Annotated in this window: 14 protein-coding genes, 1 pseudogene and 1 riboswitch; of the genes and pseudogenes, 2 read left to right on the forward strand and 13 right to left on the reverse strand. The window is 38.1% G+C overall.

Translation table 11 applies throughout. From position 1 onward, the window contains the following. Nucleotides 1-30: 30 nt before the first annotated feature. From SPD53_RS13845 to SPD53_RS13855, 3 genes are all read right to left on the reverse strand, one after another. Nucleotides 31-1872: a heavy metal translocating P-type ATPase gene (locus tag SPD53_RS13845; protein ID WP_336252925.1), complete on the reverse strand. Its 1842-nt coding sequence runs from the start codon at nt 1870-1872 to the stop codon at nt 31-33. Nucleotides 1873-2030: 158 nt separating this feature from the next. Continuing rightward, the gene (locus SPD53_RS13850) at nt 2031-2237 is read right to left on the reverse strand and encodes a heavy-metal-associated domain-containing protein (RefSeq protein WP_188856429.1); all 207 of its coding nucleotides are present in this window, start codon (nt 2235-2237) and stop codon (nt 2031-2033) included. Between the two features lie 137 nt (nt 2238-2374). Further along, nucleotides 2375-4273, reverse strand: a complete 1899-nt coding sequence (locus tag SPD53_RS13855) for a heavy metal translocating P-type ATPase (RefSeq protein WP_188856430.1) — start codon at nt 4271-4273, stop codon at nt 2375-2377. Nucleotides 4274-4536: 263 nt separating this feature from the next. Between SPD53_RS13855 and SPD53_RS13860 the strand changes: the two are divergent. Beyond that, nucleotides 4537-4695 (forward strand): annotated as a pseudogene (locus tag SPD53_RS13860) (type II toxin-antitoxin system PemK/MazF family toxin); the annotation flags it as partial. A gap of 575 nt (nt 4696-5270) precedes the next feature. Here the strand turns inward: SPD53_RS13860 and ileS are convergent. The 5 genes from ileS to SPD53_RS13885 form a co-directional block, all read right to left on the reverse strand. Further along, a complete protein-coding gene (gene ileS / locus SPD53_RS13865) occupies nt 5271-8348 on the reverse strand; it encodes an isoleucine--tRNA ligase (RefSeq protein WP_336252926.1) in 3078 nt (1025 codons plus the stop codon). Between the two features lie 432 nt (nt 8349-8780). Next, the gene (locus tag SPD53_RS13870) at nt 8781-9482 is read right to left on the reverse strand and encodes a hypothetical protein (RefSeq protein ID WP_336252927.1); all 702 of its coding nucleotides are present in this window, start codon (nt 9480-9482) and stop codon (nt 8781-8783) included. Further along, the gene (locus tag SPD53_RS13875; protein ID WP_188856432.1) at nt 9479-10339 is read right to left on the reverse strand and encodes an ABC transporter ATP-binding protein; all 861 of its coding nucleotides are present in this window, start codon (nt 10337-10339) and stop codon (nt 9479-9481) included. Before SPD53_RS13875 ends, SPD53_RS13870 begins: the two co-directional genes overlap by 4 nt. Then, complete coding sequence (locus SPD53_RS13880; RefSeq protein WP_156857841.1) at nt 10329-10706, reverse strand: GntR family transcriptional regulator; 378 nt, start codon at nt 10704-10706, stop codon at nt 10329-10331. The genes SPD53_RS13875 and SPD53_RS13880 overlap by 11 nt, the downstream gene beginning before the upstream one ends. 130 nt (nt 10707-10836) lie before the next feature. Continuing rightward, nucleotides 10837-11334 carry a GNAT family N-acetyltransferase gene (locus SPD53_RS13885; RefSeq protein ID WP_188856433.1) on the reverse strand — a complete coding sequence of 166 codons (498 nt, stop codon included), beginning with the start codon at nt 11332-11334 and terminating at the stop codon, nt 10837-10839. 496 nt (nt 11335-11830) lie between these two features. Further along, nucleotides 11831-11932: riboswitch (SAM riboswitch) on the forward strand. A gap of 87 nt (nt 11933-12019) precedes the next feature. Between SPD53_RS13885 and SPD53_RS13895 the strand changes: the two genes are divergently transcribed. Continuing rightward, nucleotides 12020-13069: a homocysteine S-methyltransferase family protein gene (locus tag SPD53_RS13895; RefSeq protein WP_156857692.1), complete on the forward strand. Its 1050-nt coding sequence runs from the start codon at nt 12020-12022 to the stop codon at nt 13067-13069. Between the two features lie 236 nt (nt 13070-13305). On the opposite strand, the gene SPD53_RS13900 is transcribed toward SPD53_RS13895, so the two are convergent. The 5 genes from SPD53_RS13900 to SPD53_RS13920 all read right to left on the reverse strand — a co-directional run bounded on the left by SPD53_RS13900 (nt 13306) and on the right by SPD53_RS13920 (nt 19420). Then, a complete protein-coding gene (locus tag SPD53_RS13900) occupies nt 13306-14811 on the reverse strand; it encodes a PASTA domain-containing protein (RefSeq protein WP_336252928.1) in 1506 nt (501 codons plus the stop codon). Beyond that, nucleotides 14804-15475: an ABC transporter ATP-binding protein gene (locus tag SPD53_RS13905; RefSeq protein ID WP_198042698.1), complete on the reverse strand. Its 672-nt coding sequence runs from the start codon at nt 15473-15475 to the stop codon at nt 14804-14806. The genes SPD53_RS13900 and SPD53_RS13905 overlap by 8 nt, the downstream gene beginning before the upstream one ends. Before the next feature lie 15 nt (nt 15476-15490). Further along, nucleotides 15491-16960, reverse strand: a complete 1470-nt coding sequence (locus SPD53_RS13910) for an ABC transporter permease (protein WP_336252929.1) — start codon at nt 16958-16960, stop codon at nt 15491-15493. A gap of 236 nt (nt 16961-17196) precedes the next feature. Continuing rightward, on the reverse strand, nt 17197-17847 hold the full coding sequence (locus SPD53_RS13915) for a DUF421 domain-containing protein (protein ID WP_336252930.1): 651 nt from the start codon (nt 17845-17847) through the stop codon (nt 17197-17199). Between the two features lie 97 nt (nt 17848-17944). Next, the gene (locus tag SPD53_RS13920) at nt 17945-19420 is read right to left on the reverse strand and encodes an alkaline phosphatase family protein (protein ID WP_336252931.1); all 1476 of its coding nucleotides are present in this window, start codon (nt 19418-19420) and stop codon (nt 17945-17947) included. Between the last annotated feature and the right edge of the window lie 567 nt (nt 19421-19987).

A 19987-nucleotide genomic window follows, 5' to 3' on the forward strand; every position in this document is an offset into this window, starting at 1 on the left:
CATACTAATAAGCAAGCCGTGCTTCCAGCTCTATTTTTTCTGCTTTCCTTGTCTTAATAAGCGTAATCCATTTAAGATTACTAGAATAGTGGAACCTTCATGGAATAACACTGCCATTGGTAAATTCAATAATCCAAATAAATTCAAGATAACCAAGGCGAGAATCACCCCAATGGAAAAAGCAACGTTCCCAACAATAATTCGATTTAGTCTGTGACTTAGCTTGAAGCTATAAAATAGTTTGGCTAAGTTATTTTTTACAATAACGACATCGGATGATTCCATTGCAACAGATGAACCGTTTCCCATCGCGATACCAATATCTGCATTCGCAAGTGCTGGCGCATCGTTGATCCCATCCCCAATCATTCCGACAATCTTACCTGCTTGCTGGCTCTCATGAATGTATTTAATTTTGTCTTCCGGTAGACACGATGCAACATAATCAACTCCACCAACTTCATCTGCGACTTTCTTCGCAACCGTTTCGTTATCTCCTGTAAGCAAGGCAACACGGATCCCTTCCTTTTGGAATCCCGCCACCGCTTCGGCAGATTCTTTCCGCACGCGATCAGCAAGAGAGAAGTAGCCGACGATTTTGTTATTTTTTCCTACAAAAATATTCGTATTTCCGTCAATCGCTTTCTTCCGGTAATTATGAATATCTTCATACTGATCAAATACAGAAGGCTTTCCGATTTGAATTTCACCTTTTTTCATTCCGGAACCAGCTACTTCTTCAACCGGTTCATTCCGATCAATCTGGTCTAAATCCAAATAATTGAACGTGTCTACAATCGCCCGTGCAATCGGGTGACTGGACTGTTGCTCCATATATACGACTTCACTTAATATATCCTCTTGTGCTGCATAATCAACAACTTCAAATTCGCCATGTGTAAGCGTACCAGTTTTATCACTATAGAGCACATCCATCGTGCTCAGTGCTTCCATTGCCGCTCCACCTTTAAATAACACACCATTCCTTGCCCCATTACTGATCGCACTGAGGGTAGCCGGAGTGGCGGATGCTACAAGTGCACATGGACTTGCTACCGTCAACATAACCATCCCACGATAAAATGCTTCTTGGAAGGTAAAATCATTAAATGCGTAAAGGATAAAAATAAAAATTGGAACCCCAACCAACACACTGATCACATATTTCGATTCAATCCGGTCAATAAATTTGGATACATTAGACGGCCGATTTTGTGCTTCTTCAACCATCCGTATAATATTGGAAAATACTGTCTCATTACTTAATTTGTTCACTTCAAGATGAAAAGCATGACCTTCATTAATTGTTCCTGCAAATACTTCATCTCCTTTTTCTTTACTAACAGGAACAGATTCTCCAGTCAACGCAGCTTCGTTCACCATTGTTTGCCGGTCCGTGATGCCATCAATGGGAATAAGCTCTCCTTTTGATACAACAACCATATCTCCTATGTTTAAATCGTCTGTCGGAATCTCAACAACTTCCCCATTATCTCTTAAAACTTGCGCAGTTGATGGAACTTGTGACATAAGCTCGGAAATAGCATTGGTCGATTTAGCTGATGCATAATCTTCAAGCGCCTCTGCTCCGGCGAAAATGAGTAAAAGAATCGCTCCTTCCGATTCATAATTAATAAGAACCGCACCAAGCGCAGCTAAAATCATAAGTAAGTCAACATTGGGAGATTTCGATTGAATGGTATCTACTACTGCACTTTTCGCAGCAAAGAATCCTAAAAAGAATATCGCTGCATAAAATGATAGTCGACTCACGATTTCAATAAACGGCGCGAATATAAATCCAAGAATAATAAAGAAAATACCAACGAGAAGAAACTGGCCAGGACGGCTTTTGATTAGATAGTTGAACATATTAAGTATCCTTTCTTGAGGAGAATTTAATAAAACAAACTATATACGTTATTACTTTATAGTAATTATAATTTAACTATACCATTAGAAAGGTTTTCCAGCAACTAAAATAGCAACCCACCTAACGAAACCAGGTGAGTTGCTTGTATTTTACTTTATTACAGTACAGCGTAACCTAATTTTTCTATTGTTTCCTTTATGTCATCAGCACTAACCTGTTCTTCATTAAACGTTGCCTTTACTTTACTTGAGTTGAACATCACTTTCGCTTCTTCAATACCATCGATTCTGCTTAAACCTGTTTCAATCTTTTTAATACATGTTGGGCAAGTGAGGGGCTCCAATTGAAATTTAACTGTTGTCATTATTCATCTCTCCTTTGTTATTTTCTACCTTTATCATATCCTGTATCCCATATTCTTTCTTTGACCTACGTCAAGTTTTTAAATTTTTTCTTTGATATTTTGTGCTCGCAGGGAATCGTTTCTATTCGCTGACCCCATTAAACAAGTTTTGCTTTAAGACTTTCTTTGACTTCTTGATTCTTCTTGTTGAAACGGATTAGTCGCATCGCATTTAAAATTACCGCAAGTACGCTTGCTTCATGGATGAACATTCCTGACGCTAGATTGATTACTCCTGCAAGTACTCCTATTAAGAGAAGGAACACGACTCCGACAGCAAGGAATGTGTTTTGCTTCATATTACGAATTGTCGCTTTTGATAAAGAATAAGCGTGGGAGTACTGCGACAATTTATCTGCCATCAAGACGACATCTGCTGTTTCCATTGATATATCCGTCCCTCCTTCTCCCATCGCAAGCCCGATATCTGCAGTAGCAATCGCCGGTGCGTCGTTGATTCCGTCCCCGGCCATGGCGACAACGTGACCGGATTCCTTCAACTTTTTCACATACTTTACTTTGTCTTCTGGTAACAATTCTGCATAAAACACATCAATGCCCAACTCGTTGGAGACAAGTTCTGCTGCATGTTTGTTGTCACCCGTCAGCATGATAATTTTCTTCACACCATTACGTCTCATTTCAGCTAGTGCAGCTTTAGCATCCTCTCTAATCTGGTCTGCAATGGAGAATATTCCTGCTATCGCACCATCGATGCTTACGAAAATAGCGGTATTTCCTGCCTTTTCTTGGTTAATTTGATAAATTGCCACTTCTTCTGGTATGTGGATTCCTTCTGCATTCATCAATTTACGATTACCAATTGCAAGCCCATAATCGCCAACGGTAGCTTTGATTCCGCCCCCTTTAATGACTTCACTACTTTCCGGCTCTCTTGTTAATTCAAGATTTCTTGCTTGAGCCTCCTTCACAATCGTTTGACCCAAGTGATGTTCAGAGATTGTTTCCGCTTCAGCTACAAGCTGTAATAATGTCACTTCATCATAATTACCGAACGTTTTAATATCCGTAACTTCCGGCTTTCCTTTCGTTAGTGTACCCGTTTTATCAAAGACAAGGGTGTCTACTTTGGAGAGGTTATCCATCATTTCTCCACCTTTTACGAGAACGCCGTTTCTTGCACCATTACCAATCCCCGCTACGCTCGATACCGGGGCACCGATTACGAGGGCACCAGGACAAGCGACAACTAAGAATGTAATCGCGATATGCAGATCCCTTGTTATCAGGTAAACGAGTATCGATAAAACAACAACTGCCGGTGTATAAATATTGGCGAATCTATCCAAGAATTTTTGTGTTTTTGATTTGGACTCCTGAGCTTCTTCAACTAACTCAATGATTTTCGCAAACGTCGTGTCATCCCCGACTCGTTCCGCAATCATTTCAATATATCCATTATCAACAATCGTTCCACTGAACACTTGATCATCGTTACGCTTTGATACCGGTACAGATTCCCCGGTGACTGCAGCTTCATTCAGAAAGGCTTGCCCAGAAACGACCTTTCCGTCTACTGGCACTTTTCCCCCGGAACGAATGATGATGCGATCACCTGCCACGACATTTTCCACTGGAATTGTCTCTGTCTCGCCGTTACGGATAACCGTTGCTTCCTGTGGTGCCATATCGACAAGGTCTTTCAATGAGCGGCGGGTCTTCTCCAGTGTACGTGTTTCCAAGTAATCCCCGAATAAAAATAAGAACGTCACGACAGCTGACTCAACAAACTCACCAATGAATAGAGCGCCGATGACGGCAATCGTGACAAGAAGTTCAATGCTGAACACCCGCATTCTTACGGCCTGGTACGCTTTAATGAAAATTGGAATTCCTGCTAAAACTGTAGCGAACACTAAGATTGCTTGCCTCAGCTCGTAGGGACCAAAATAATGAATAATAAGCGCGAGAATTAACGATGCTCCTGATAGAAACGTAATTTGTTTTTTAGCTTTATTAATCCAGCGTATAAACATCTTCATCTCTCCTTTTTGGTATATTTAGTATTGCGTTATCTTCTGCCTTTATCATATCGAAGAATCCAAAGGGAGTAATTGACACGCGTCAAGTTTTGAGGATAAGTTTAAAGTTAGTTTCTAGACATAGCGGGTTATAAAAAATCTTCAGAGGGTTTTAAGGAGCATAAACAATCCTTTAAAGAATGTATACTTAAATACAACATATATCGAAGGATTTCAAAGGATTTATCGCTCTTCAATAGGATGTAAATAAATGGGGATTTCATGTTAGATTGCCTGATGATTTAAAGGTAAATGGTGTCGTTAAAACGGATCAACTAAAAAATTTAGATTTCAAAGCTAGAAATTCTGAAACTATTGAAAATGCACCAGAAGAGATTGTTGAAGACTGCTTGAAGAAGATTAGGACATTTTTATAGTCTATATATAAGGATGTTTGAAAAAATTGTGGGATTTGATGATATCCTTTGTGCCGAATGTGATGAGATTTAATCTGTTCACCATTTTTCTCCCTCAACATTCTATTATAAACTCAATTTTTGCACTGATAAACTTCATAAAATTGCTCTTAACCACTGTACGAAGAGTTCAATACCATAAACGGACAGCTTTAGTAGTGAATTCAAGCAAAGTAAGTGTTTTCAGATGCTGATAAGATTTTCAGCCCGAGTGAACTAGGATCTTGTTCAAACGGGAATGGGGCTCCTCTATTTACCCGAGCGGACTGGAATCTGCTGCATTCGATCGATTAGAGCCCCGCTATTCACTCGAATGAACTCGAATCACCTTCAAACGAGTCATTAGAATCCTCTAATCACTCAATTGAAGTTTTGGGATCGTTCCATAACTATAATGAATTACTGGTTGCACTGATTATACCAAGGGATAGCTCAATGTTTCAGACTACGAAAGTTAAATTTAGAGGAAATTTATCTTTCTTTTCAACAAAAATACCAAAGAAACGAAGCAGCATTGTCTCTTTGATATTTTTTAATTATGATTCAATATACAGATGAATTTCATTTCCTTCCACTTCAAAACGCCTCATTTTTGGCTTTTCTTCAAAATTAATCGATTGAACGATTAGATTTTCATGCAGCAAGTCATCAAACTTAACTAATACTTTTTGAAGTTCCGGATTAGCTTGGATAAAAAGATCTATTCTTAACTCAACAGGAAGATTCAACTCTTTCCGATACGATTGAACAGCACGAATAAATTCCCTAACCAATCCTTCTTCTTTTAATGCTTGCGTCAGTTCCGTATCTAATAAAACAGTAATATTATTTCGTTCTAATAATTCAAAACTGGATCTGCCTTTTTTCTCGATTATTAAATCACCTAAAGTAAGTGTTACCATTTCTCCTGTACTTAACGGTAACTTCAGTTCTTTTTCTTCAACAACTTTTTCTTTCTGTTTATCAGTTAGCGCCTCGACCTTATTTTTTACCTCACCAACGTACTTACCTAACTTTGGACCAACCACGGAAAAGTTTAATTTTAGATTGTATTGTAGATATGCACGCTCATCTACATTAAATATGACGTCCTTCACATTCAATTCATCCCGTATAATAGAAGCGTACTTTTCCAATTGTAATGAAGCAAATTCTTCTTTTAAAATGATAACCAGTTGGGCCAGAGGTAATTTCGTTTTTATCCCTGTTGTATTTCTGATCGATCTTGTAAGTTCAACTATTTGTAATACCGCATCCATATCTTTCTCTAATTGTTGATCGATCTTTGTCCCGTCTGGTGAAGGATAGTCAGATAAATGAACGCTATCTTCTACTAACTCGGAATAAATATCTTCTGTAATAAATGGAGTGTAAGGAGCCATGAGTTGCATGAGCTTCGTTAACACTTCAAATAAAGTGCTAAAAGCCGCTCGTTTATCATCACTCATTCCACTGCTCCAGAAACGCTGTCTGGAATTTCTCACATACCAATTACTTACCTCATCGATAAATAATGCTATCGATGTTGCACCCCTCGTAATTTCATATTCTTCTAAGCTTTGAGTAACTTCCTTTATTACCGTATTTAAGCGTGAAAGAATCCACTTATCAAGCACGTTCTGTTTGCCGCCGAAATCTTTTCGGGCATCAAATTGATCTATCTTGGCATACATGGAATAAAACGAATATACGTTTTGTAGTGTATCGATAACTTTAGATTTTGCCTGACTCACTGTTTGTTTAGAAAAGCGTTTATTATTCCAAGGCGAACTGTCGGCTAATAACGCCCATCTTAATGAATCAGCGCCGAATTCATGTATCAGCTCAGCAGGGTTCAATGCATTCCCTTTGCTTTTAGACATCTTTTGCCCATGTTCATCTAAAATATGGCCTAAAGAAAGAACTCGTTTATATGGTGACTGGCCGGTAAATAAAGTGGAAACTGCTAATAGACTGTAGAACCAGCCTCTTGTTTGATCAACTCCTTCAATAACTACATCCGCTGGGAATTGTTTCTGAAATAATGCTTCGTTTTCAAATGGATAATGATATTGAGCAAATGGCATCGAACCACTATCAAACCACACATCGATTACCTCGCTCGTTCTAATCATTACACCTCCGCAAGAACATCTGAGGTATATCCGGTCCACGTATGGTTTATGCAACTCAATATGTTCAGGTAACTCCTCGGTAGAAAGGTCTCTTAATTCATTTATAGAGTGTGGGGCTTTTTCAGCGCCACAACCCTCACAAGTCCATACGTTTAACGGAGTTCCCCAGTATCTGTTGCGTCCGATATTCCAATCAACCATGTTATCCAAAAAGTTCCCAAACCTTCCATTTCTCATATGGGGCGGGTGCCAAGCCACTTCTTGGTTATTTGCTTTCATTTTTTCTTTTACAGCAGTTGTTTTAATAAACCAGCCTTCCATGGCATAATAAAGAAGTGGGCTATCACACCGCCAACAATGAGGATAGCTGTGTTCATATTTTTTCTTATCGAATAAAAGATTTTCTTTGGCAAGCATTTTTATAATCTCGACATCACAATCTTTCACAAATTGCCCTGCAAGCGGAGTGACATAATCCTTATACCGCCCCTTTGTATCAACAACATTTACAAAGTCAAATCCATAATCCTTGATTGCCTCATAGTCATCTTCCCCGTGTGCAGGAGCCAAATGAACAATACCAGTTCCACTATTTTCCGTTACAAAATCCGCTCCAATAATACGATATCCTTTATCTACTGTGACATAATTAAAAATGGCTTCATATGAAAGACCAATCAATTCTTTTCCTTTTAACACATCCAATATCTCATAATTTCCCTTTAAAACCATAGGTGCCAAAGACTCTGCCAAAATATATATATCTTCTTCAACTCTGACTCTTACATAGTTCATATTCGGATTCACAGCAAGTGCAACATTACCTGGTAACGTCCATGGCGTTGTTGTCCAACCTAGAAAATATTCGTTTTCCTTCCCTTTCAAACGAAATTTTGCGGTTACAGATAGATCTGATACATCTTTATACCCCTGTGCAACTTCATGTGAGCTTAGAGAAGTCTCACAGTTTGGGCAATACGGAACAACCCGGTGTCCTTTATACAACAATTCTTTCTGATGGATAATCGATAAGATATTCCAAACAGACTCAATATATTCATTGTTCAACGTTACATAAGGGGCATCCATATCTACCCAATACCCAAGTTCTTCGGTGAATTCTCTCCACTCATTTTCATAAGTGAAAACACTCTCTTTACACTTTTGGATAAAATTTTCAATCCCGTACGCTTCAATCTGATCCTTCCCACGAATGTTTAACTGCTTTTCAACTTCTAACTCGACAGGTAAACCATGTGTATCCCATCCCGCCTTTCTTAATACTTGATATCCTGACATCGTCTTATATCTTGCTACAAAATCTTTGATGGTTCTGCCAAGTGCGTGACCTGCATGGGGTAATCCGTTAGCTGTCGGCGGCCCTTCATAAAAAACATACGTCTCTTTCCCCTCGCGATTAGAGATTGAATGTTGAAAAGTTTTCTCCCGCTCCCATTTTTTACGTATTCTTAATTCCCTCTCGACATTTGTTTCCTTCAAAATATCACCTCATTTAATATTAAAAAAGCCCGATTCCACCTACGTAGAATCGAGCTCCTATTTAACTCGCCTTTAAACAAAATAAAAAACCATCGCAGTGGTGGTTTTTTTACTTGCTAAATACACTACGTACTATCATACGTGTCCTGGTTATCGGTAGGATGCCGTCAAAGTTTAATTCCATTCAACTTTGCTTCTCGGAAAGGATTTTCATTACGGACTTACCATTGACTCTCAGCAATTCGTCAACTCTCTGTAGATAAGATTCCATAATTACTCGTTTTCGTCATCAAATTGGATATTAAATTGTTGTAAACAATATCTTATTATTGTATAAATGTCAAGTTATAATTTACAAATACTCCATAATTTCATTGTTCCCCTTCATTTAATTTTCGAGCGTTCCAAAAACTAAAGTTTCTGTGCTCTACTTTACACCTTCCTCACAACAGTCACCCTCTGTATAAACAGATAACTAAAAAGATATAAACCAATACCGATTACGAAAATCGTTGCAAAAGTCAGCATGGATGCATCAGATAAAATATTCGCAAATGCTTCAATTAACCAGCCCTCAAAAAGACCATACAAGATTACGACTAGTATTGCTCCTAATGTAATTCCTCCACCTAGTAAACCAGATTGGTAAAATATTAATCCGACTAATAATAGTAAGGCCATAAGAAAGAACATAATGAATGTATCAATAACTGTTCTTGTCAACCATGTATCTGTCAGCAGCATAGCCGGATGTCCAAAAATATAGTTTGTAACACCGAAGACGTTAAGCAACCCTTCTAAAATTGTCTGCAAGGTATTAGCCGCTATCGCCATTAATAGGGAATAGCAAAAGAAGAAATAGGCATAGCTCAGAAAAATGTTTTTCCGAATCGCTCCCATTTTCAATCCAAAAGGAATGTCCTTTTTAACACTTTGAAAAGCAATAATTGCGACATTCGTATACGTTGCAAACGGGAACGCCCAATAAAATCTGCTCCCTTCTACGCCCATCAAGAAATAAGCCATAATACTAGTAGCAACGGTAATCGCAATTAGAATCGTCCAAAAGATCTTCACATGATACTTCATGTCTTGTGTATAATAATAAATAAGTCCTTTCACTTGATTATTCATGCGTGCGCTCCTTTCTTTTCTGTCAAATGAATCATTAATTCCTGTACCGGAACCGCTTCTGCATCTAATCCGAAATCTTTCGCTTCTTCGCTAGTACCAAAGGCATAGGCCATTGAATTTCCTGCAAGACTTTTGAGTTCAATCACATCTTTACCTTGTAAAAATTGATCTACTTTTTCCGTCGGTCCAGACACGGCTACCGTTTGTTGTCTTAACACCTCTGAATCCTCCTGCAAAACGACCAAGCCTTCCTGCAAGATAATTACCTCTTCAAACATTAAACTCACCTCATCAATTAAATGGGTGGAAAAGATGATTGTTCTTGGATAATCCTCGTAATCCTCTAACAATAATTCATAAAATCGTTTCCGTGACGGCGCGTCCATTCCAATATATGGTTCATCAAAAACGGTAATCGGAGCCCTGCTCGCTAAGCCAACCGTGATACCTAAAGCAGACTCCATCCCTTTGGATAATGCTTTTACTTTTAATCGAGGTGTTAGATTAAATTCTTTTAATAAATCTTCTGCAAAGGAGTAATCCCAATTCGGATAAAAGTAAGAAAATATCTTTAACACATCTTTGATTTTCAGTTCTTTGGGGAAGTTATTGGATTCCTTAATCAGACAAATCGATTCCGTCAATTCTTGCTGATCGAATGGATTTTCACCAGCAATTTTTATTTCTCCACTCGATGGCATAATTTGGCCACTAAGAATATTCATGAATGTCGTTTTCCCGGCACCGTTTCTCCCAAGCAGACCGTAGATTTTATTTTTCTCGAGTGCAAAAGATACATGATTTAATGCATACTTTTCTCCATACTTCTTACTCAAATTATTCACTTCAATCTTCATATCCTTCATCCTTCCTTTGCAGCATTTCTATAAGTTCTTCATCTTTAATCTGAAGCTTTTTTGCTTCCTCTTTGAGTGGTAGCATGTAATTGTCATAAAAAGTCTGTTTCCTTTTCTCCATAACAATCTCTTTTGCTGTTTCGGTAACAAACATGCCCACCCCTCTCTTTTTAACCAATATTCCTTCTCCGACCAACTCATTAATCCCTTTTCCAGCGGTTGCAGGATTAATTTGATAAAAGGCAGCAAATTCATTCGTTGATGGTACCCTGGTCCCCGTCTGATAGGATTCATCCATAATCGAATCCTCAATTAAATCCTTTATCTGCATGAAAATTGGCTTGCTGTCATCTAGTTTTTTCTTCATTTAAGTTCATTCCTTAGTTGGTTAATTACTTATGTAATTAACCATATAACACCTTCAGATAAATGTCAATCCCATTTTCTAAAATTAAGCTTAAAAAGGCTCGATCCCACATATGCAGAATCGAGCTTGTCTATAATAATTTTGCCATATAATATTCATCCATGAACTCATCACCTATAAGCAAGGAATGCCTTTTGGTCCCTTCTATTTCAAACCCTGCTTTTCTATATAATGAAAGAGCTGTATCATTCTTCGTAACCACAGTTAATTCCAACCTTCGAATATTCCTATCCCGTGCCCAACGATCCAACCGATAAAATAGTTTTGTACCAATTCCTTGTCCTCTCTTGGCTTGTAATATGCCGACAACGATATAAACGGAATGCTTATTTCTTCGTGCCTTTCCACCTATTGCAAAAAGATAACCCACTAAATCCTGCTCCTTTTCTGCTACAAATATCGTAGAATTTTCACTTGCTTGTATGCTTTTGATCATTTCCACTTGGCTCTCTGCCTGAACTTCTCTTTCACCAGATTCCCAGAGCATATATTTTGAATTTTTTTCGACTTCCTTTATAAGATTAGCTAATTTTTTTGCATCAGTTGTACTAGCTTTTCTAATAATCATCACTTTCTCCCCTTAATTCTATATTTATTAATTATTCTAACTCAATTAATCTTACCATATATTTCAAAACTAAATTCCTAGTTATTAATGGAATTAATCTTAAACAGTTAGAGGACTGGATTGCGATCAACCCAGTCCAATACTAAAGGCATTTTTTGTTACATGTTAATTTTTCTTTTGTACAGCAATCCAAATTTCGCTATAAACAAATAAATCCCCCGTAAATGAAATTTCATTTCAGGAGCCTCAACCAATTCATAATCTGATGAAGGGAGCCACTCAGAAACAATTCATATTTTTCAGCATCGCTTATTCCCTCCTTCATAAGATTATTATAATAACAATTGAAAACGAATACCCGAAAAATTAGAACCGGATATTGTCGGTTTAAAACACGAATAGCATTAACTAAATTTTAAAATAATTATTAAATTTTCTCTTGACATTTATACGAAACCTATGTAGAGTAAAAATTATCAAAATTAAATATGTAATTTTCTTATCTAGAGAGGTGGAGGGACTGGCCCTTTGATACCTCGGCAACAGACTTTTTGAAGCACTGTGCCAATTCCAGTAGCGTTAAGCTTGAAGATAAGAAGAGAAACTAGTAATGCGATTTAAACCTCTTCTTATATTAAGAAGGGGTTTTTATTATTTTATTACATATAAAACAGGAGGAGAAGAAATGAAACGTACTCTAGAACAAAGGTTAAAAGAAGGAACAGTTATTGTTGGAGAAGGGTATTTGTTTGAATTGGAACGAAGGGGTTATTTACAAGCAGGGTCATTTGTACCGGAAGTGGCACTAGAAAACCCAGAAGCACTTAAACAAACCTATAGAGATTTTATGAATGCTGGATCTGATGTGATCTTAGCGTTTACGTATAATGGTCATCGAGAGAAGCTTCGCATTATTGGTAAAGAAGATTTATTAGAGCCGCTAAATCGGAGTGCAATTCGGTTGGCAAAAGAAGTAGCCAAGGAACACCCGACAGAGGAAGCACTTGTTGCGGGAAATATTTCGAATACAAATATTTTTGATCCAAATAATCCAGCTTCCAAGGAAGAAGTGAGAAGTATTTTTGCAGAAATGGTGAAATGGTGTAAGGAAGAGGGCGTTGACTACATTGTTGGTGAAACATTTTATTATCATGAAGAAGCATTAATCGCCTTGGAAGAAATTCAAAAACAAGGTTTACCTGCAGTGATTACGTTAGCCTTATTTGCGGAGAACATTTTAAGAGATGGATATACGGCAGATGAATCATGTAAAATCCTTTCTGAAAAGGGGGCATTAGTAGTTGGTCTGAACTGCTTCCGCGGACCTGATACAATGCATTCATACTTAGTGGACATCCGAAAAAATGTAGATGGCTATGTGGGCGCTCTACCACTTCCATATCGGACAACGGAAGAAAATCCGACATTCTTTAATTTGCCTGATGCCGGATGCAATTGCACATTGCCTACGGAAACAACTTTCCCGACTGCACTTGATCCGCTTTACCATAATCGTTTCGAATTAGCGGAATGGGCAAAAGAGGCAAAAGAAATTGGTATTAATTATATCGGCTTATGTTGCGGTGCTTCACCTGCAATGCTAAGAGAAGTTGCAGAAGCTGTCGGAGTTGAAACAATAAATTCAAAATTCTCCCCGAACATGGAGAAACACTTTTTATTTGGTAATGATGAAACACTTAAAAAGCACAACACGGAATATCGTACAAAGGCATAATAAGATGACTGTTTTTTAATGAGTAACCCAACTTTAGCACTGTTAAATTCATAAAAATGCTCTACATCACTGTACAGAAGATAATAAGAAATGAAACAAGTTAACAATCAATCGATTTAAATAAAAAAGCTTACCATACCGAAATGTATTTGCTACAGCCAGCACATTTCTTTCGGGTAGGGTAAGCTCTCTCCTCATTTTAAATTTCGTAGTGCTTTTAAACATGATGATTATATTTATTCTTCGTCCACTTCAATATCTTCATCGACTACAGGGGCCTCCGGTTCATCATCAAAAAAGTCTGGCGGATTAGGTGGTGCGGAGGCATTATTACTAATACTGATTTCAACGGTATACGTCATTGGTACGAATTCATTGAATTTACTCATATTCACCACTGTTCCCTTTACTTCTGGAGAATAGACATACTTGACTATATACTTAATATCAGCGCCTTTTGATTGATATTCATCAAAGAATAACCGTGGCAGATCTCCTTCCATTTGACCACGGAAATCAGCTAAATACGGCTTACCTAATGAATACGTAACAGTAACACCCTTATCATCTTGGTCCGTTAATTTGGTTTCCGCCTCAACGGATTGGGAAATGAATCTTCCATAAGGTATGTCTGTATTGTATCTCTCTTTTACCGTCACATCTAAATCCGGGTAATTGCTAACTGCTTCCTCCGCAGTCAGTCCCCAAAAGTTTGGAACGACCGTAGCTTTACCTACAGATACCTTCACTTTCATCTTATCTCGTTTTGCTACCTTTTCATCTGCAGCTTCACTTTGACTAATAATATGTTCTGGCTCGATACTGTCAGAGTCAGCTTCTTCATAAGTCATGTCAATTTCATTCGTTTCTGCCCACTTTTCCACTTCTTCTTTGGGCTTTCCTGTAAAGTCAGGTACCGTTATATTCTTTTCAAAAACTTCCTTTCCTTTTGAATAATAGACGGCTGCACTGTGTTTACGTTGATATTCCGCCTCATCGACCCCACTATCCCGGATCGTAGTCTTAATATATTCCCCTTCTTCAAGGTCATCACTATACTCTGTAACCAATTGCAGGTTTTCCGCTTTATTTTCGTCAATCCAATTCCGTGCTTCCTCCTGGCTCATTTCCGAAAAGTCTGGGAGCGGTATAACCTCTTCTGGATCTGGTCCCAAGCTGCTCGTTAACTCTAGAGTCTTCCCTTTCCGTATTTTATCCCCAGCAGCTACACTTTGCTCAAAAACCTGATTGGCATCATATTCCATATTATACTCCTGGTTTAATTCAATTTCGACATCATTCTCACCTGCCCATTCCCGGGCCACGGATACAGACTCTCCTACAAAGTCTTCAACCTTCACATGGACAAGCAGATAATAGATGAAGAAAATCAAACCACAAGCTAAAACGGATCCTGAAATAATCAGCCACATCCGACGTCTCTTTTTTCTTCGGTAGTCCAGATCAATTTCCACTTCTTCTTCGGCATCCCGCTGTCGGCTGTTCCGTGTAGGGGAAGGCGCCCGCGGAGGATCGGTCTCAAGTTCAGATTTGTTATCTTCTATTTCCGAAGCAGGCGCTTGGTTTTCCTGGTTTTCTCGTTTTTCCGGCAACTCTGTTTCTTCTTGATTCTCTGTTTGCCTATCTTGCTCCTCTTTTACTTGTTTATCTTTATCTTCCTCTTGCTCATTCAGCATATCTTGATACTTATCTTTATTAAATTTTGATAAAAAATCACTCATAAGAAGATAGTACACCTTTCCTTAGCAAGTAAGCCTGATCCGATTGCACTGCAATTTCATTGGAGTGCGTTACGACAACGACACATTTATCATGTTCGTGTGCCATTTTCTTAAAGATATCAATGATTTCCTGCTCCATCTCTTCATCCAAGTTCCCCGTCGGTTCATCGGCAAGAATCAACTCTACGTTCGTCGCCAGCGCGCGGGCAATCGCCACACGTTGCTGCTCTCCCCCGGAAAGCTTGTTAACCGGACGATCGGCTTTACTTTGTACAATCCCGATATAATCTAGTAAATTATATGCAACTGTTTTTACATCTTCCGGAATGTCATTTTCTGTAATTGACATCGGAATCAACACATTTTCCACCGCAGTGAAGGTCGGGATTAAATTATAGCTTTGAAAAATAATACCGACATTATTACGGCGATACTTTTCATAGCCTATTTTCTTAATATCTTCATCATTAAACAAAACGGTCCCGCCATGCGGTGAATCCAAAGCACTGAGTAGGGATAAAAGAGTCGTTTTCCCTGAACCGGATTGCCCTAAAATCGTGTAGAACTTCCCCTTTTCAAAAGAAACAGATGTGTCTTTCAATATATAACGACGCTTGTCACCATCTTGATAATAATAATTTAAATCTTTCGCTTCTAATATCATCATTTCACCCCTCCATTACATCAGTATTTTCTTTGGATTCAACCGTAAAATATAAACAAGCGGAATAACCGTTGAAATTAAAATCGTTAACAGTCCAATTCCATAGAAGATAAGAATATAGCTTGAATTAAGGCTTACCTCATATGAATCCAAGACATCTTCTGTTGTTAGATTCGTCTGGATTTCACTAAAATACATCATTTCATCTTGAGATGTATTATGATCAGCTTTCATCATCGTATCGGATACCTGTCCGGCTATGAAGTTACCGCTGAATAGGGATAGCGTAATCCCAATTAAAGCAACAACCATTACTTCGATCAGTATTTGCCCGACAACGCGACCCCGTCGTTCCCCTAAAGATAAATAGATTCCTAGTTCACGTTTCCGGTCTCTCAAGAATAGTAGAACTACTAAACCAATAATCAGCACCGTTGCAATGACGGCAGCCGCTAGTACATATTTTGCTAGTTTCGACATCGACTCTACCGGACCGGCAATACTATCATACTGATCCGTAGCACTGACTACTGTATAAAGCTTCGGCAGTAATGGAGCTACCTCTTCTTCAAATGCTTCACTATCTTCCGGATTATTTAAGACGAACATTGGAGTGTAATATTCAAAGGAACTATCTTCCCCTTCCGCCTCCATCATCTCCGCAAATTCTTCATCTGACTTCAATAGCTCTTCCCAATAATATTCGGTTTCACTACGGACAATCTCATTTGGGACGTAGATTGTATTTTGGTAATCCATATCCATGAAATCGAACATTCCATCTTCTGAATCTTCCCCTGCATCTTCCTTCAGTGTTTGAGATTCAAATAGGCCGATTACTTCCAATACTACATCACGGGAAGTAACTATTTCCTCTTCACCGGTCTCATCATCATAAGTAAAGACCATATTGGATAACGTAAAGGTATCGCCCACATGCAGATTATTTAATTCTGCTAATTTTTGCGAAATAATGGCGACAGAAGTACCGTTTTCCACTTCTTCCTCGTTAAAGACGCGTCCATCAACTAATTTCGCCTTCTCTTCTTCAAAATCAAGAACAGGAGCATAGTTAATTCCTTTCACCATAAAGTCCATACTCGGGCCAAATTGAACTAAATCTTCCATATCTTCACCCTGATAACTCTCAATACTCTCTGACCCTAGAGAAGTGGACATATTATAATCATAATATTTCACATAGGAGAGCTCACCAATTTGTTTTATCAAATCGATGTCAATGTCTTTAATTTCCGTCTCCATCAATTCCGCTTCACTGAGAGCATCAAGCTTTTCATAATCAATCTCAACCGTTGCAGCAGCACCAAGTCTCTCTTTGATACTCGACTCCACATTACTAGTTGCTTGCTGGATGGAAATTGCCCCCGATATTAAATTTCCCAATATAAAGATAACAGCCAATAAAATTAATGATTTCCCCTTGTTTCTAGTAATACCTAAAAATCCCCGTTTAATAAAATTCATTACAAACCCCCTCACTTCATATTTTTTCCCTTTTAATTTTCTAAAAAAAGTAAACTTATGTATCTAGTATATAGAACTATTACCTATTATCCAACAACATTTTTCATTTATCTTAAAAAAACTCCTCAAGGAGAGATTGCTCTAACCTTTAGGAGTTTAGTTTCTTTCACTATATTATTTGTATGTAAAAATTTTCACCTCATCATTACTGTCGATCGTTGCTAATAGAATTTCCTTTAAATCAACTGCAAACAATGCATGAATTTTTTCTTCAACCAGATCTCATCTTTTCCAAATTGATTAAGTGTTTCAACATCAATCTGTCCTTCTTTAACAATTGGCATGGGAAAAAATAATGGTTTAACAGCAATTTGCATGTCCGTTGGAGTAACTGTGTTATACTGCGAAAATAAAAACACGGATAAACTGCCGCCTGGTTCCCATAATGCAAGAGAAACTTTATTAATATCATCTATTTTTTGCTTTCTTAATTCTGATAATAAAACATCGAGTGAGATTCTTGCTTTTAATAAACCTTTATAAATAATTTGTCCGTTTTTAATAAGCGAAATTGGGGTTGGTTCAAGGAACTTCCGCAGCGCTCTCCATTTTAAACTTAAATATACACCCACCGTATACAGTATTACTAATACAGATATCGTGATCATCGAACCTTTTAACCCTAGTTGCTCATCAGATAAAGGGTGTGCAATAATATTCCCAATTAATAAAGCCATCATAAAATCAATTAATCTTAACTGGGATATGGATCGTTGCCCCATTATTTTAGCCACGATTAACAGAAAGAAAAACGCAACAATTGCTCTTAGGACCCATTGTATAAAATTAAGAGACTCTTGTTCACCAAAAAACTCCAAATCATTCACGCCCTCGGTCTTAAGTTTTCATTTGTTATTATTACCTGTAAGCCTTATTCCCAATATTTACATGGGAGCAAGGCTGCTTTGAAACCAATTATCTAATTTATTGAACAATTAACCCGAGCACAAACTCCTTCATATCCACAAAGCGCGGAAAGACAGGTTTTTCGTTTGTACCTGCAATTACCAATGGTACCAGCGATTCTTGTCTGTGTAAGGAACCATGTGCTGCACCTGAAAGATGAGCTGGTGTAGATTGGGCTTTAAATTCACAGCCCGGTTTCGCATTTACCACAATAAATCTTCCCTTATGAGAGTGTAAAGCACCATATAAACGTGCTAACGCATCCGGATAATCTCCATAGGACAATACTTTATCATTCGACAACGTCAATTGAAGAAGCTCATGATTTCCGTGCACGTTCCATGTTTGATTATATACATCTCTATACTCCCCATCCCGGCTATATCGCAAGGAACCTTTTCTCATTCCCGATTCAATGTTTACGGAAGCCCCATCGTCGTTCTTCCAAGCAATGATATCGATACGGTGATCCTTTTTTAACCTTTCGATAATAGGAGCCAATAAGAGATTCTCATTCAGCACATAAATATAAGCCATACGCTGATTCACACTAAAAGCTAGCTGATCTTTTTTATGTACTGGACGTTCAATCCGCGCTATGCGGTAACTTTTCAGCAGTTTACGTAAGTCAATAACAACATCTCGATGTTTGGTACCTGTTGCAGCATGACCGTTATCCCCAATAATCAGCCATACATTCTGATTAAGCGCTTCTTCCCAACTTGAATATAAATTCAATGTTTTTTGTATTTCTTTATCTATTTTCGTAATGCCCTTTATATCCAGCGGACCTTTAAAATGAATACGGGCGTCCATATCCTGAAAAATACAGAAAGTAAACAAAGGAAGTTTATTTTTACGAATTAAATACCGAAGTTCCCTTGCTGTATATTTACGATTTCCTGCAGCTATCTGGGTTGGAAAACTCCATGACCTTAATTTTGAAAAAGTCCCTAACGAGAAAATAGAAGGGCCTTCAGCTGTCCACTTGCCATCTTCAAAATGAGTCAACGTGCTAAGCAGCCGTGGCACACGCAAACGTTTAGGGGTATTTCCACGATAGACAAAAGAATTAATAGAAGCCGAGGGAATTCCCAGCGCAGCCAATTCTTCGTAAATGGTGGTGACTTCATCACTCAAATGATCATGGTTCAAGCGATACAGCATATTATGAACAGATTTTCGCATTCCCATCCGAAATGTTTCCCGAAAGCCCGTACCGTAATTAATGAACTGCTTTTCCGAATCATCGAACCAGTTCAACCCCGGTATATGATGTTTATCCGCATATGTACCTGTCAAAAGGCTACTGTCTATGGTTACAGACATCGTTGGAAACGAGGTTACCATATTGGATATGTAATTACCGTTTTCCATTAAAAACTGTAAAGCGGGAGCGCGCCCTGTTTGGGCAGCTACCTCCAATGGCCCACTCATCAACGAATCGATATTTAATAAAATAACTGGTTTTCGTAAAGATCGAGCTGCTTTCATATCCCATTCATCCTCATCACGTTTGTTTGCGGAAAAATAAAATTAGGAGTTACTACTCCCTAGAAAATATTGTATCCTTTTGCGGATAAAATTATCCCATTGTTCCTGCGTATCTTTGTGAATAATGGGATTTTGTTTTCCCTTTAGCATGTTCGTCTTACCTTAACGGGAAAAGAACTGGGGGTTATTTTACCTTTAGCATGTTCTTCTTACTTTAATGGGAAAACAACTGGGGGTTATTTTACCATCAGCATGTTCTTCTTACCTTAATGGGAAAACAACTGGGGGTTATTTTACCTTTAGCATGTACTTCTTACCTTAATGGGAAAACAACTGGGGGTTATTTTCCCATCAGCATGTTCTTCTTACCTTAATGGGAAAACAACTGAGGGTTATTTTACCGTTAGCATGTACTTCTTACTTTAATGGGAAAACAACTGAGGGTTATTTTCCCTTTAGCATGTTCTTCTTACTTTAATGGGAAAACAACTAGGGGTTATTCTCCCTTTAGCATGTTCTTCTTACCTTAACGGGAAAAGAACTGGGGGTTATTTTACCGTTAGCATG

Origin of the sequence: Oceanobacillus sp. MO10714A (assembly GCF_037072045.1) — a bacterium.
Lineage (GTDB): Bacteria > Bacillota > Bacilli > Bacillales > Amphibacillaceae > Oceanobacillus > Oceanobacillus indicireducens.

Coding starts and splice junctions, on each gene's coding strand:
- SPD53_RS13845 (WP_336252925.1), bottom strand. CDS start 1,872: ATGTTCAACTATCTAATCAAAAGCCGTCCTGGCCAGTTTCTTCTCGTT.
- SPD53_RS13850 (WP_188856429.1), bottom strand. CDS start 2,237: ATGACAACAGTTAAATTTCAATTGGAGCCCCTCACTTGCCCAACATGT.
- SPD53_RS13855 (WP_188856430.1), bottom strand. CDS start 4,273: ATGTTTATACGCTGGATTAATAAAGCTAAAAAACAAATTACGTTTCTA.
- SPD53_RS13870 (WP_336252927.1), bottom strand. CDS start 9,482: ATGAATAATCAAGTGAAAGGACTTATTTATTATTATACACAAGACATG.
- SPD53_RS13875 (WP_188856432.1), bottom strand. CDS start 10,339: ATGAAGATTGAAGTGAATAATTTGAGTAAGAAGTATGGAGAAAAGTAT.
- SPD53_RS13880 (WP_156857841.1), bottom strand. CDS start 10,706: ATGAAGAAAAAACTAGATGACAGCAAGCCAATTTTCATGCAGATAAAG.
- SPD53_RS13885 (WP_188856433.1), bottom strand. CDS start 11,334: ATGATTATTAGAAAAGCTAGTACAACTGATGCAAAAAAATTAGCTAAT.
- SPD53_RS13895 (WP_156857692.1), top strand. CDS start 12,020: ATGAAACGTACTCTAGAACAAAGGTTAAAAGAAGGAACAGTTATTGTT.
- SPD53_RS13900 (WP_336252928.1), bottom strand. CDS start 14,811: ATGAGTGATTTTTTATCAAAATTTAATAAAGATAAGTATCAAGATATG.
- SPD53_RS13905 (WP_198042698.1), bottom strand. CDS start 15,475: ATGATATTAGAAGCGAAAGATTTAAATTATTATTATCAAGATGGTGAC.
- SPD53_RS13910 (WP_336252929.1), bottom strand. CDS start 16,960: ATGAATTTTATTAAACGGGGATTTTTAGGTATTACTAGAAACAAGGGG.
- SPD53_RS13920 (WP_336252931.1), bottom strand. CDS start 19,420: ATGAAAGCAGCTCGATCTTTACGAAAACCAGTTATTTTATTAAATATC.